This window comes from Alcanivorax sp., from assembly GCF_040119285.1.
Classification (GTDB): Bacteria; Pseudomonadota; Gammaproteobacteria; order Pseudomonadales; family Alcanivoracaceae; genus Alcanivorax.
The window spans coordinates 38,519-51,557 of the sequence record NZ_JBEDTY010000007.1 but is presented as its reverse complement, the minus strand read 5'-3'; the positions used below and the strand labels follow the sequence as shown (position 1 = coordinate 51,557).

At 58.1% G+C, this 13,039-nt stretch carries 11 protein-coding genes; 6 read left to right on the top strand and 5 right to left on the bottom strand.

All coding sequences use genetic code 11. The features are described 5' to 3' along the window. Positions 1-176: 176 nt before the first annotated feature. From ftsX to ftsY, 3 genes are read right to left on the bottom strand one after another with little or no spacing between them, the layout of a single operon-like run. Complete coding sequence (ftsX, locus tag ABNH10_RS03215) at positions 177-1,229, bottom strand: permease-like cell division protein FtsX (protein WP_349384723.1); 1,053 nt, start codon at positions 1,227-1,229, stop codon at positions 177-179. Continuing rightward, positions 1,219-1,905, bottom strand: coding sequence for a cell division ATP-binding protein FtsE (gene ftsE / locus ABNH10_RS03210; RefSeq protein ID WP_011589838.1), 687 nt, complete (start codon positions 1,903-1,905; stop codon positions 1,219-1,221). The genes ftsX and ftsE overlap by 11 nt, the downstream gene beginning before the upstream one ends. Before the next feature lie 55 nt (positions 1,906-1,960). Beyond that, on the bottom strand, positions 1,961-3,154 hold the full coding sequence (ftsY, locus tag ABNH10_RS03205; RefSeq protein ID WP_349384722.1) for a signal recognition particle-docking protein FtsY: 1,194 nt from the start codon (positions 3,152-3,154) through the stop codon (positions 1,961-1,963). A 203-nt stretch (positions 3,155-3,357) separates the two neighbouring features. Between ftsY and ABNH10_RS03200 the strand changes: the two genes are divergently transcribed. The 6 genes from ABNH10_RS03200 (at position 3,358) to ABNH10_RS03175 (ending at position 9,472) form a co-directional block, all read left to right on the top strand. Continuing rightward, complete coding sequence (locus ABNH10_RS03200) at positions 3,358-4,710, top strand: M16 family metallopeptidase (RefSeq protein ID WP_349384721.1); 1,353 nt, start codon at positions 3,358-3,360, stop codon at positions 4,708-4,710. Then, positions 4,707-6,149, top strand: coding sequence for a M16 family metallopeptidase (locus ABNH10_RS03195; protein ID WP_349384720.1), 1,443 nt, complete (start codon positions 4,707-4,709; stop codon positions 6,147-6,149). Before ABNH10_RS03200 ends, ABNH10_RS03195 begins: the two co-directional genes overlap by 4 nt. Further along, positions 6,139-6,753 carry a 16S rRNA (guanine(966)-N(2))-methyltransferase RsmD gene (gene rsmD, locus ABNH10_RS03190; protein WP_502877107.1) on the top strand — a complete coding sequence of 205 codons (615 nt, stop codon included), beginning with the start codon at positions 6,139-6,141 and terminating at the stop codon, positions 6,751-6,753. Before ABNH10_RS03195 ends, rsmD begins: the two co-directional genes overlap by 11 nt. Before the next feature lie 126 nt (positions 6,754-6,879). Further along, complete coding sequence (locus ABNH10_RS03185; RefSeq protein ID WP_349384718.1) at positions 6,880-7,767, top strand: metal-dependent hydrolase; 888 nt, start codon at positions 6,880-6,882, stop codon at positions 7,765-7,767. 146 nt (positions 7,768-7,913) lie between these two features. Then, positions 7,914-9,131 carry an NnrS family protein gene (locus tag ABNH10_RS03180; RefSeq protein ID WP_349384717.1) on the top strand — a complete coding sequence of 406 codons (1,218 nt, stop codon included), beginning with the start codon at positions 7,914-7,916 and terminating at the stop codon, positions 9,129-9,131. Between the two features lie 50 nt (positions 9,132-9,181). Next, positions 9,182-9,472: a hypothetical protein gene (locus tag ABNH10_RS03175; RefSeq protein ID WP_349384716.1), complete on the top strand. Its 291-nt coding sequence runs from the start codon at positions 9,182-9,184 to the stop codon at positions 9,470-9,472. 11 nt (positions 9,473-9,483) lie between these two features. Here ABNH10_RS03175 and ABNH10_RS03170 read toward each other — a convergent pair whose 3' ends face one another. Further along, the gene (locus tag ABNH10_RS03170) at positions 9,484-10,287 is read right to left on the bottom strand and encodes a mechanosensitive ion channel family protein (RefSeq protein ID WP_349384715.1); all 804 of its coding nucleotides are present in this window, start codon (positions 10,285-10,287) and stop codon (positions 9,484-9,486) included. Then, on the bottom strand, positions 10,280-13,015 hold the full coding sequence (locus tag ABNH10_RS03165; protein ID WP_349384714.1) for an AAA family ATPase: 2,736 nt from the start codon (positions 13,013-13,015) through the stop codon (positions 10,280-10,282). Before ABNH10_RS03165 ends, ABNH10_RS03170 begins: the two co-directional genes overlap by 8 nt. Positions 13,016-13,039: the final 24 nt, after the last annotated feature.

Sequence of the window (13,039 nt, the reverse complement as noted above, 5' to 3'; positions counted from 1 at the left end):
GGGCATCCGATCTATGTAGCTTGCTCGTGGGGCAGCTCAAGCTGCAACAGCAGGGGTGATGCGACCAACGGATGTGTGGTTGGCTCTGCGCTCAGGACGTTGGGCGCTGGCACAGCCTGTGGGGTATATCGGGTCTGGGCTGCGCCTTCTTGCCGCTTGAAGCTTGTTGTTACTACTCAGAAGTTAGGTTCGATATCGCCCAAATGGCGGCCCACTGCGAGCCAGGCGCCGAGAAGGCCTAAGGCGCCACTAAACAGGGGGAGAGTGATCAGGCTGGATAAGGCCATAGAGGTTAGTGATTGCTCGCTACTGTATAGGGAGAGCAGTTCGTCGATAGGGCCGCCGAGCCACCACATGGCGCTCTGTACCAGGATGACTGACGCCAGGCCGCCGGCAAAGCCGAAGCAGAAGCCGGTGTAGAGGAAGGGGCGGCGAACGAAGCCGTCGGTGCCGCCGACAATCTTCACCACCACGATTTCTTCCCGCCGGCTTTCAATGGCCAGGCGGATGGTGTTCACCATGACCAGCACCACCGCGGCGGCCAGCGCTAGGGTGAGGGCGGAAATCAGCCGCTCGACCAGTTCGATCAGGGCGTGCAGGCGGCGCACCCATTCCACGTCCAATTGCACCAGGTCCACGTTGTCGGCTTCGCCCAGGCGGTTTTCCAAAGCGCGTAGGGTGACCGGGTCGGTGCTGTCCGGGAAGACCACAATCAATGGCGGCAAAGGGTTGTCCGGCAGCGCCTCCAGCACATCGCCGAAGCCGGATAGGGCCTTGAACTCTGCCAACGCCTGAGCCCGAGTAATTACTTCGGTGCGTGTGATGTGCCCAGTGCCTTGCCATTCGTTGGCGAGTTCTCGCTGGCGAGCCTCACTGGTGTCCATGTCGAGAAAGACAGACAGGTGGGCGTTGCCATCCCAGCCGCGAGTGATGGCGCGGGCGTTATCGAGCAGTACCGCCAGGCCGGCGGGTAAGGCCAGAGCGATGGCGATGACTAGAATGGTCATGGCGCTGCTGGCCCGGGCCGCGTTGAGGCGTTGTAAGGCGTCGCGCAAGGAATCCTGATGGTGTTGGCGCCAGCTGGTGAAGCGATCCTTTAATGAGGTTTGGGCGCTATGGGCGCCGGCTACCCGGCGCGGCCGTTCCGCTTTGTTGCGGCGGGGCTTAACCGGCGTGGCATTGCGGTTTGCCCTGTTGGTTTTGCCCCGGTTTGAATTGCTAGGCGCCATGGGCCGCTCCAGGTTCGTCACCGTCGTGGATCAGGCGACCCTCCCGCAGGGTCAGTAAGCGGTGGTTATAGCGGGCGATCAGACTCAGGTCGTGGGTGGCGATCAGCACGGCCACGCCGACCCGAGCGAAGTCTTTGAACAGGTCCATGATTTCTTCAGAGAGGGCGGGATCCAGGTTGCCGGTAGGTTCATCGGCAAGCAGCAGTGGGGGTTTGTTCACCACCGCCCGGGCGATACCCACGCGCTGTTGTTCGCCGCCGGAAAGCATGATTGGATTGAGTTTTTCTTTGTCCAACAGGCCCACCTTGTCCAGCGCGGCGCGCACCCGTTTGCCGATGTCGGCGCGGGCATAACCTGCAATCACCAGTGGCAGGGCCACGTTATCGAATACGCTACGGTCAAACAGCAGCTGGTGATTTTGATGAACCATGCCAATTTTGCGGCGCAGCAAGGGAATTTGTCGATTGCTGAAGCCGTTTAGGTTCTGGTTATCGATCAATACCTGCCCTTGGGTTGGGCGCTCGATCATCATGATCAGTTTTAACAGGGTGGACTTGCCCGCCCCGGAATGACCGGTGAGAAATGTTAGTTGCCCGGCGGGGAGGGTGAAATCGACCTTGCTGAGGGCATCTTTCCCGTTCGGGTAGCGTTTGCTGACCCGGTCAAACTGAATCATTGAAGTCCTTAAGCAGCTGCAAGCCCCAAGCTTCAAGTGCCGCTTGAGTCTGATTTTAACTCGTTACATCTTCAAATAATGCCTGAACGAACTCTTCCGCGTGGAAGGGGCGCAGGTCTTCCAGTTGTTCCCCAACGCCGATAAACCGAATCGGCAAGCCTGTGCGTTTGGCCAAGGCAAACAGGATACCGCCTTTGGCGGTGCCGTCGAGCTTGGTGAGTGCCAACCCGGTCACGCCCGCAGCATCGCGGAACTGTTCAGCCTGGTTGATGGCATTTTGTCCGGTGCCCGCATCCAGCACCAGCAATACCTCGTGGGGTGCGTCCGGGATCAGCTTCTTCATTACCCGGGTGACTTTGGTGAGTTCGTCCATCAGGTTGCCACGGGTGTGCAAGCGCCCGGCGGTATCGGCGATCAGGATGTCGGCGCCGCGGGACTGTGCCGCCTGGACCGCGTCATACACCACCGAGGCAGAATCGGCACCGGTGTGTTGGGCCACCACGGGAATGTCGTTGCGCTCGCCCCATACTTGCAGTTGCTCTACGGCGGCGGCCCGGAAGGTATCGCCAGCGGCCAGCATCACGCTCTTGCCTTCGGCTTTGAAGCGGCAGGCCAGTTTGCCGATGGTGGTGGTCTTGCCGACCCCGTTCACGCCGACCATCAGGATTACGTAGGGCTTTTTGCTGCTGTCGATCTGCATGGGCTGGTCCACCGGGACCAGCAACTTGCGCAGTTCATTTTGCAGGGATTCGTAGAGTGCGTCGGCGTCCACCAGCTCTTCGCGGCTCACCTGGTCGGTGAGGGCCTGGACGATTACATCGGTGGCTTCCACGCCTACATCCGCCACCAGCAGCTGGGTTTCGATTTCTTCAAAGATTTCGTCGTCGATCTCCTTGGCGCCCACCAGCAAGTCCGCCAGGCCTTTGCCCAGCCCCTTGCGGGTCTTGCTCATGCCCTGCTTCATGCGGGTCCAGAAGTTGCCCTCGTCGTCGTTTACCTCGGGGCTGGCTTCGTCGGCAGGGGCTGCTGCTGTGGCAGCAGGTGTCGGCTCAGGTGTGGCTGCTGCTGGCGGAGAGGCTGACTTAGCAGGCTCGGGGGCAGGGTCTGCTTCAGGTTCGGCAGGTGCTGCGGGCAGCTCGTCGGCGTCCACGCCGGTAAACATGCGCTTCCAGAAACCGGTTTTCTTTTCTTCCGGCTTTTCGCTTGGCTGTGGCCGCTTGTCGTCGTCGCGGGAAACTTCGTCGCTCATGATTAGTCGTATCCAATCAAGAAGGGTGGCCCTTCTTTTGCAATGAGGCTGCAAGAGCAAGGCGATAACCCGGTATGCTATGCCGGAGAAAAAAGGGACCTGCTTGCAGAGTTGCCGTTCGCGGTGCGAACGCGCCGCTATCCTACCATTATGGGGAGAGGGGAGCAGCTTCGGGTTTGTGGTCCCCAAAATAGAGGTATTTCATGAAAAGACTGATAACGGTACTGGCGCTGGGCCTGTGGTCGCTGACTGTACAGGCGGCGCTGCCGACCCATGCCTTTACACTGGATAACGGCCTGAAAGTGCTGGTGCGCGAAGATCATCGGGCGCCAGTAGTCACGGTGATGATGTGGTACAAGGCGGGCAGTATCGACGAAGCTCCCTACGAAACCGGCTTGGCTCATGTGTTGGAACATATGATGTTTAAGGGCACCGAGAGACTCGGCCCTGGTGATTTTTCCAAGTTGGTCTCCCGCTATGGTGGTAGCGATAACGCCTTTACCAGCTACGACTACACTGCCTACTTTCAGCAATACGAGGTGTCGCGCCTGCCTCTGGCGCTGGAGTTGGAGGCCGAGCGGCTGGGGCACTTGGACATTGATGATGAAGAGTTTGCCCGTGAGCTGAAGGTGGTGATGGAAGAGCGGCGCATGCGAACCGACGATAACCCGAATGCGTTGGCCTGGGAGAAATTTCAGGCGGTGGCCCGCCCGGGTACCGGTTATGCCCACCCGATTATTGGTTGGCGTTCCTTGTTGTCCCAGTTACAGCCGGAGCAAGCCCGCAGCTGGTATCAACGATTTTATGTGCCGGGTAACGCTACATTGGTGATCGCCGGGGATGTAACCCGTGATCAGGTTGAGCCGCTGGTGGAAAAATTCTTTGCCGATCTGCCTGCCGGGCAGACGCCGCCGCGGCCCAAGCAAACGGTGAACCCGCCAGCAGGCGAACGTCGGCTGGCGCTGAATTTGCCGGTAAAAGTGCCCTCGCTATACATGATGTACAACGTGCCCTCACTGGTAACGCTGGAAGACAAAAAAGACTTCTATGCCCTGACCATGCTGGCTGGGGTGCTGGATGGCGGCATGAGCGCGCGAATCGAAACGGATCTGGTCCGCGGTCAGCGGCTGGTGGCCGGTGCTGGCGCCAGCTATAGCGGCATTCAGCGAGGCGATGGGACGTTCACACTGACGGCGGCACCGAACCCGGAGGTGACGTTGGCTGACGTGGAGAACGCGCTGCTGGCACAGATCGAAACCCTGCAGACTACCTTGCCCACTGACGCGGAAATGGCGCGGGTGCGGGCCGGGGTGCTGGCGGGCCAGGTGTATGAGAAAGACTCGGTGATGGGCCAGGCCATGGAGCTGGGCATGCTCAGTACCCTAGGGTTGGATATAGACCTGTCCACCCGTTTTGCCAAGCACCTGGAGGCGGTGACCGCTGAAGATGTACAGCGAGTGGCACAGCAATGGCTGGTGCCGGATCGCCTGACCGTGGGTATGGTGAAACCGACAGCGCCTACCTCTGATGAACCGAAAGCGGAGCCGCAACCATGAAGATGAATACTTTCCGGCTGGCCTTCCTGCTTGGCCTGAACGTGGTGCTGAGTGCCTGCGCCGGCACTTTTTCTGGTTCTTTCCCCGGCACCGCAGCACAGATCGCAGAAACTGACCCGCAGGCACCGGCGCTGGATATCCAGTCTTGGCAAACCGAACAGGGAGCCAAGGTGTTATTTGTGGGCAGCGATGCATTACCCATGCTGGATATTCGTTTGGTCAGTGATGCGGGTTCTGCCCGCGATGGCGGGCACCCGGGGCTGGCCTCGTTGACTAGCGCCTTGCTGGGTGAAGGGGCGAACGGGTTAAGCGTGGATGACATTGCTCGCGGATTTGAAGATCAGGGCGCCAGCTTTTCCTCTTCCAGTTACCGGGACATGGGGGTGATCAGCCTGCGTACATTGTCCGACCCCGAGTATCGCGAACCGGTACTGGCGCTGTTCCAGCAAGTGATTGCCAGCCCCACTTTCGAGCAGGATACGCTGGCACGCATTCGTACCCAAATGATGCAGGGCTTGCGCATGGAAACCCAGGTGCCGGGCCCGCAGGTGAATAAAGCATTTCAGTCCACCGTATTCGTCGGCCACCCCTATGGGCAGCCCAGTGATGGCACCTTGGACAGTTTGCCGGCGATCACTCGTGACCAGCTGCAGGATTTCTACCAGAGCTACTACGCGGCGGGTAACACCGTGATTGCTATGGTGGGGGATTTGGATCGCGCCCATGCGAAAGCCATTGCCGCAGAGATTAGCGCAGCCCTGCCGCAAGGCGAGGAGGCACCGGCATTGGCGCGGGCTCAGCCGTTGACTAAGCGTCAGCGCGAACACATTACCTTCCCTTCTGCCCAGACTCATATCTTGCTGGGTAATCAGGCCACCTGGCGTGGCAACCCGGATCATGTGGCCTTGTATGTGGGTAACCAGATTCTCGGTGGTGGCGGCTTTGCCTCTATTCTCACTGACGAAGTGCGGCAGAAGCGGGGCTACGTTTATGGGATCAGCAGTTTTTTCAGCCCCATGGCGGCCGGAGGCCCGTTTCAGGTAAGCCTGCAGACGGGCAATGACAATGCCGACGCCGCCTTGACCCTAACTCTGGATCTGATCGACCAGTTTGTGCAAGACGGCCCCACCGATGAGCAGCTGGAGGAAATCCGCGCTAGCATTCTTGGCAGCTTTGCTTTGGGTACCGCCGACAATAGCGACATTATCGGTCAGCTGGGGGCTATTGGCTTCTACGACCTGCCGCTGGATTATCTGCAATGGTTCAACCAGCAGGTGCGCACGGTGACCGCAGAAGACATCCGCGCCGCGTTCCAGCGCAATCTGACACCGGAGAATCTGGCCATCGTCAGCATTGGCCCTGAGGCACCAGAGGTTATGCCGGTGGCAACGGACGCGGACAATAAGGCCAATGAGGAGCCCGCTGACCGTGCCCCGTAAGCATTCAGGTAAGCGCCCTGCTGCCAGCGTTCAGGGCCAGAAAGGGCAGGTAAGAATTATTGGCGGCGAAAGGCGCGGCCATCGTCTGCATTTTGTGGACCATGGCGGCGATTTGCGTCCGTCCTCGGATCGTATGCGCGAAACCCTGTTTAACTGGCTGCAATTTGAAATATCGGGGCTGCGCGTGCTGGATCTGTTTGCCGGCTCCGGAGCGCTGGGCGCGGAAGCCTTGAGCCGGGGCGCCCGCGAGGCTGTGTTGGTGGAGAAGCAGCGTGAGCGTAGCGCAGACCTGAGTCGCCAGTTAACGCCGCTGTTCGAGGGGCGTATTGCCGTGCAGTGTGCAGACGCGTTGAGTTGGCTGCCTACGCAACGGCAGCCCTTCGACTTGGTTTTTATCGATCCGCCCTATGATTTGGGCCTAGTGTCGCCGGCCAGTGAGGCCTTGGAAGCCCAAGGGTTGCTGACAGACGGGGCGATTATCTATGTGGAAAGCCGCCGGAAGGGAGAGGCGCCGGCAGTCCCGGCCAACTGGCAATTGTCGAAAGAGAAAAGCAGCGGCGATATCCACGCGCGGTTGTATCGGCGGCAAAGCGAACCGGGTTGAGCCAGGCTAGTGTTACGTGCGAGGCATCCGGCATTTGGTTTGTGTGCTGCAAAAATGGCACAACCTGCACTAGCCTGCCCGTTGTGGCTGCCGAATACTGGGTCCATGAGCAATGAGGACATCGCCATGAATGCCAATACAGTCTCTGTCGCGACGTCGGTAACGCGTCAGCCACAGAAAAAGCCGAATAAAAGCGACATTCAGCCCCGCAAGATGGATTTTGAATTTGATCCGTCCATGCCCCGGTACTGGTTCGATAATGATCAATTCAAAACTATGCTGCTGACGGCGTTGTCGTGCACGTTTCCCGAGGGCGAACGTTTCTTTGTTCGTTCTGTTCGTCATTTTCAGAAAAAAATCACTGATCCTTTGCTCCGTGAGCAAGTGAAAGGCTTCATCGGTCAGGAGGCGCATCACGGCAACGAGCACGATGCCTTCAATGCGTTTATGGAATCGAAGGGCGTACCTACCAGCAAAGTGGACGCCTTTGTAAGGGACGGCCTAAAGTTCATGGTCAAATGGTTGTCACCGGAACGGCAACTGGCGAAGACCTGTGCGCTGGAACATTTCACCGCAATGCTGGCGGAAATGATTCTGGAGCATCCAGAAATTATCGAAGGCATGGACGAGCGGATGGTGCCGCTGTGGCTGTGGCATGCGGTGGAAGAAAGCGAGCATAAATCGGTCGCGTTCGATGTGTATCAGGACCAGGTGGGCAGCTATTGGATGCGCACCTCGGAGATGGCGCTTACCACGGTAGAGTTTATCGGTTTTACTATTTTCCACTACAACCAGCTGCGCGCCGGAATGGATGACTCCACTGACTGGAAGTCCGTGGGCCAGGGAATGAACTGGTTGCTAGGAAAGCCCGGCTGGCTGCGCAAGCTGGGCAAATCCTATCTGTCGTACTACAAACGCGACTTCCACCCTTCCAGACGTGACAGTGGCTACCTGCGCCAGCAGGGCCTGGAAAAATTGTCGCGGTTGATGGAGCGCCCGCAATTGCTGTCTTGATTTTTTAGGGTGAATTAGCGTGAAAAGCACCCACTATGTCTAAGTTGGCCGGGCTGTGATCCCGGTCAGTTTTATGGCATTAATTCCATCGGTTTTTTTAGTAACAGGGTATATTCGAGGGAGTCTATTCCGGCAGGGAGAGCTCGATGACACCCCCCTCTTCTCCACCGTCCGCTTCTGATTCCCCTGATGGCAAGAGCCATCAGTGGCGGCGCATATTACAAGTGCCTGTGCTGGCATTTCCGTTTCGATTATTTTTTCTTTCCGCCGCTTTTGGGGCGGCGTTATTGGTGCCGTTATGGATGTTTCTACTCACTCAGGGAGGCGTGGATAGCCTGGCCTTGGCGCCGCTACATTGGCATCAACACGAAATGCTGGGGGGATTCCTTAACGCCGCCATCGCCGGGTTTTTACTAACCGCAGTCTGTAACTGGACCGGTGCGCCTCCGGTGGACGGCGGGGCATTACTGGCTTTGTGGCTGCTGTGGTTGGCTGGGCGATTGGCGATGATGTTTGGCGGTTTCTGGCCAATTCTCGCCAGCGTTGTCGACTTGTCTTTCCTGCCATTGCTGGCTTGGCTGGCAGGTACCCGTATCTGGCATGCCCGTCAGTACCGGCAGTTGATTCTGATGGGTGTTCTGGCGGCATGCTGGGTGTTGGATCTGTTGTTTCATCTGTCTGGTTCGCCGCGCTATTTGCAGGCGCTGGTGGTGCTGGCAGCGGTGTTGATATTGATTATCGGTGGGCGGATTACGCCGGCGTTTACGCGTAATTGGTTGCAGGCCCGCGGCCAGGACAGTTCTCAGGTGCGTACCCCTTCCTGGGCTACGTCGGTGGGTTTGGTATTGGCGCTGGCGGTGGCGGTGCTGGTGGCGCTCAACATACAAGGCGCGCTACTGGCGGTGCTGGCACTGGCGGCCGCTGCCATGGTGCTGCTGCGTTTGTTGGGCTGGGCATCCTGGCAGATACGTGATGAACCCCTGCTGTGGATTCTGCACCTGGGGCATCTGTGGGTGGTGCTGGGATTTGTGCTACTGGCGCTGGCGCAATGGTATTGGGTGGCGCCGACAGCATGGCTGCATGCCCTTGGCGCCGGAGCCATGGGTACTACCATCATGGGGGTGATGACGCGTGTAGCCATGGGGCATACCGGGCGTACCATGGCGTTGCCTTCCGGCGGTATTGTGCTGTATGCATTGGTGTTGGCGGCGGGGGTATTGCGAGTGCTGACGGCGCTAGGGTGGCTGCCCTGGGGGCTCGGGGTAGGGTGGTCCACAGGCTTATGGAGCCTGGCTTTTGCTGGTTTCCTGCTGCTCTATGGACAAGTGCTCACGCGCTCGCGTGTAGATGGCAAGCCGGGGTGATAGGGTGGAGGTGAATGATAGAGTAGGTACAGCGGTAAGAGAGGAAAAATATGCACTGGCTGAAGCGATGGCTTACTCCCTGGCGTCAACGGTCAGGGGCTGAGCAAAAAAACACGGCGCCAGAGGCGGCCAGCAATCCGGTGCCGACGTTAGGCGAACACCACGCCGCCCATGGCAGTGATGAAGACCCACAGCCTTTGCATCGGGGGCGACGTCGTTTAAAAGAAACCTACACCAGCCACTGGGATCTGGACTACATGCCCCGCGAGGAGCTGGAAGAGGTGCTGTCCGAGGAGGCAGAAAAACCCGCCAGCGAGAAGAGCCAAAAGCACAAGGCATAAGGTCTCGACGATTACTCCGGCCGAGCCACCTGCATTTCTGTAAAGCGTTTGGATACCCGCACCACGATGTCGCTCTGAAACGCCTTCTCGTAATGCACATCCAGCACATACGCTTTGGCGCGTAGACGAATCGCCAACCGGTAGCCCACCTCAATTTCTTCAATGGCAAAAGTGACCGGCTTTTTCAGGTAGGCGTAGCGGCTGGTGACGATAATTTCTTCCACGATGGCTTTGGCTTGTTCGATATCGGCATTCAGGGCCACATGGAAATCGGTGACCACCATCATGTCCAGTTCGCCGGCATTGCCGGAGGCCACCACATCGGTAATAAACCGCGAATTAGGGATAGTGACCAGATTATCGTCCAGAGTTTGCAGGCGCACGGTGCGCAGGCCAATGGAAACGATTTCTCCGTACACGTTAGCGAAGCTGACCCGGTCACCCACCCGGAAAGGGCGATCGAATAACAACAGCAAGCCGGCTACGAGTGAGGCGGCAATGTCTTTCAGGGCAAAGCCCAGGGCCACCGCGATGGACCCGCCGGCGGCGAGCATGAATTCTTTCGGGGGTTGCAGCACGCCGATGACCAGCGCGATGGTGCCTACGGTGTAGAGCACAAAGCCGACCAGAGTGGTGATCTGCAAAATCAGGAAGCGCCGGGTGGGCATTTTCTCGGTGATTTTAAGGCTTGCTTTACTGATGCCCCAGTTCAAGGCCCACAGCAGCAGGCCACCAATAAACAGCAGCATCAATGCGTAGACGTTAAACAGCTCCACCACGACGGTCAGGTCGTTGACGATATTTCCATCATTCATTGAGCAGGTTCTTCCGTGTTAGGTAGCTGATTACCTGCTGGTACCATAGGGGCACCAACCGGTAGCGGCCATCATTGCTCTTGTGCAGAAAGCCCGCATCGAAACCGCCTTTCAGCGCATAGCGCACCACATTTTCTGGCAGGTGTGTAACCGCACTGATTTCGTGGCTGGTCAGATTTTCGTGGGTGGCAATGGCGGCATAAACAAACAGGGAGTTGTCACCCATTCCATCGAGAATACTGGCCGAGGGGGCGTTGGGCAGCCCCACGGTCACTTGTCGGCCTTTGACTTTCACTGAAGTCAGGAACAGCCGTAATGCCACCATGGGATTGCCGCGACTGGCATCCCAGAGCAGGCTAAAATATCGTTGCTCCGCGTTGCGCAGATTGCCCGCTTCTGGCCCTCGGGAGGACAACAACACTTCGTCGTAACGTAGCTGGAAACCACTCAGATGATTACGACTGAGAATCAGCGAACGGATATCGGTTTGCCCCCAGCGCTTTACCCGAATGACATTACGGAACTGGTATTCCCGACCAAACACGTTGCATAGGTAGGCCCAGCTTTGGTTGTTGATCAGTAACAACCAGAACACATTGTCCACCCGAGCGTTGACCAGATTGAGCACTGTGCGCCAGCCTTCCAGGCCGCCCAGTTGGGCAAGGAAGAAATTTTGCGCTTCGTCTAGCACCACCAGGGTGGGCTGCCGGTGTTCATCGTCCTTGACCAGCGCGGCCGGGCCGTCGTTGACCAGGTCGGTGCCCAGTGCATCGCCAATCAGCTGGTGAATGGCTTCCGGGGTACAGGTCTTGGCGGGTACTTTCAGGTGCAAGATATCCAGGGATTCACAGCTTTTCTCCAATACCTTGTCGAGTTTGCCAAGGGAGACACTTTTGCCGCAGCCTTTTTCACCGGAAACCACCAAGGCGTTTTCATCGGTTTTATCTTCGTGCCAGCGCTGGATGCTTTTTTCTATGGCGGCTACTAAACCGGTGTCGATGAACGGGGGTTTGGTCGCATCGTCGGGCAAGGCGGGGGCAAACCAGCGTTCGTAGGATTGGGCCACCGGTTCTTCACTATTGTCACCGTCGTCTTGGTCGGTGGCTACATTGGCGCGGAAACGGAACCAGCGGGCCTTAAGTCGTATGTACCAGTCAAAGTCAACCAGTATCCGGTCCACAAAACCCACCAGGAAGCTCACCAACGCGATGGGTAGCATTAATGGAGCAAACAGCCAGAACAGTTTGGGGCTCAACAAACGGGCGATTAGTGGATCTATCTGAGAAGGCATAAGCGTTTGCAGACAGGCCAGATAGTCCTGGTGGCGGAATGCCAGAAGACGGCTAAGCCCGGCGTAGATAGCGACCAGTAGAGCCCCGAAAAACAGGTAATACATCAGCGAAGGGCCGAGGCTTTCCCAGATAATGATGACCGGGACCCAAGGGACAATGATCCAGCGTGCCAGGTGATGGGCATGTTGTGTCGCTTGTCGGGTCTGTTCGCTGCCCAGGTAGGCATTGGCGCTTTGTGCCACACGCAACACCAGCCATTCACCAATCAAGCAGAGCAGACCGTAGATGACATAAAGCTGGGCCAGCGGCAGTAACCACAGCAAAATTTTGCTGGAAGGGGTGTCCAGCAATAAACCAAGATAGTCGAGCACCAGCCAGATCAGAATCCAGGGCAGAATCGGCGCCACGCCACTGATCAGGCGGCTGGCATTGAGTAGCCAGCGGCGCTCACCACTAAGCTGCACCACCCGGTCGTGCAGCGTCAGCGCCCAGCGGCGGGTGCGCTGAGCCAGCTGGATTAGCAGCCAGAAGCCCACGGCGCCGAGAATTAAGGCGAGAATGTTCTGCAGCACTGGCATGTAGCCGCCATTGCGTAAGGGGCCGTTCAGGTCGTAGCGCACCAGCGAGAAGATGTCGCTTAGGCGCAAGGCAATCCGTTGGCTTTCCTGTTGCAATAGTCGTGGTGCCTGCCCCAATCCTCCCAGGTTATCGATCTGGGTCAGCAGTGGCCGGCTTTTCCAAAGCGCCGAGCGCAAAGTGCGTACATCCTGCTGGATATCCAATCGAGCCTTGAGCAAGGAGCGCCAATCGGCGGAGCGCACGCCGGTGGGCGGGATCAATACTGGTAGGCTCAACCAGAGCTCATTTAAGGTGTGCAGGGCACTATCGGGGCTGCTTTGCAGTTGCCCAAGTAGTGCCCACACTTGCTCAATATGTTGTTGTAGTCGCCGGCTAGCGGGTACCACCGAGGCGCTGGTCTTGGGGTTATCCGCCAATAGCTGCAATTGTTCATGTTGGGTTGCCAAATTAAGAAAGGCTTGCCGCTGGGTAAAGTCGATAGCAACGAACGGCTGCCTCAGTGTGTGGAGCGACTGTTCCAGGCTGTTGAGTTGCCGTGTCAGGGTGTCGATATCGTTTTGTTGATCGGGGCACTTGCTGTCGGTGATCGCCAGGGGCTGAGGCGGCGGCATGGGCAGCAGTGGTCGTTGGTTCAGGGGGCGGCCCAACAGGGCATTGAGCTGATTCGGGGCGGGAATCTCGCCATCAACAATGGCTTGCAGGGCTGCGCGATCTGCACGCAGCTGTTGGCGCTGCTGTTTGAGCTGCTCCAAAGTCAGCTCTGCTGCCTCGCAGGCAGCGTTTTCAGCGGCTTTGATCGGGGCCATAACCGACAGGGCCAATAGCCCGAAAACCAGCCAGATGCGGGGCGCTACCATTCGCTTTTCCTCTGCTCCATGTAG

Bases quoted from the DNA above. Each gene is read 5' to 3' on its own strand.
- ftsX (WP_349384723.1), bottom strand. From the start codon at position 1,229: ATGGCGCCTAGCAATTCAAACCGGGGCAAAACCAACAGGGCAAACCGC.
- ftsE (WP_011589838.1), bottom strand. From the start codon at position 1,905: ATGATTCAGTTTGACCGGGTCAGCAAACGCTACCCGAACGGGAAAGAT.
- ftsY (WP_349384722.1), bottom strand. From the start codon at position 3,154: ATGAGCGACGAAGTTTCCCGCGACGACGACAAGCGGCCACAGCCAAGC.
- ABNH10_RS03200 (WP_349384721.1), top strand. From the start codon at position 3,358: ATGAAAAGACTGATAACGGTACTGGCGCTGGGCCTGTGGTCGCTGACT.
- ABNH10_RS03195 (WP_349384720.1), top strand. From the start codon at position 4,707: ATGAAGATGAATACTTTCCGGCTGGCCTTCCTGCTTGGCCTGAACGTG.
- ABNH10_RS03185 (WP_349384718.1), top strand. From the start codon at position 6,880: ATGAATGCCAATACAGTCTCTGTCGCGACGTCGGTAACGCGTCAGCCA.
- ABNH10_RS03180 (WP_349384717.1), top strand. From the start codon at position 7,914: ATGACACCCCCCTCTTCTCCACCGTCCGCTTCTGATTCCCCTGATGGC.
- ABNH10_RS03175 (WP_349384716.1), top strand. From the start codon at position 9,182: ATGCACTGGCTGAAGCGATGGCTTACTCCCTGGCGTCAACGGTCAGGG.
- ABNH10_RS03170 (WP_349384715.1), bottom strand. From the start codon at position 10,287: ATGAATGATGGAAATATCGTCAACGACCTGACCGTCGTGGTGGAGCTG.
- ABNH10_RS03165 (WP_349384714.1), bottom strand. From the start codon at position 13,015: ATGGTAGCGCCCCGCATCTGGCTGGTTTTCGGGCTATTGGCCCTGTCG.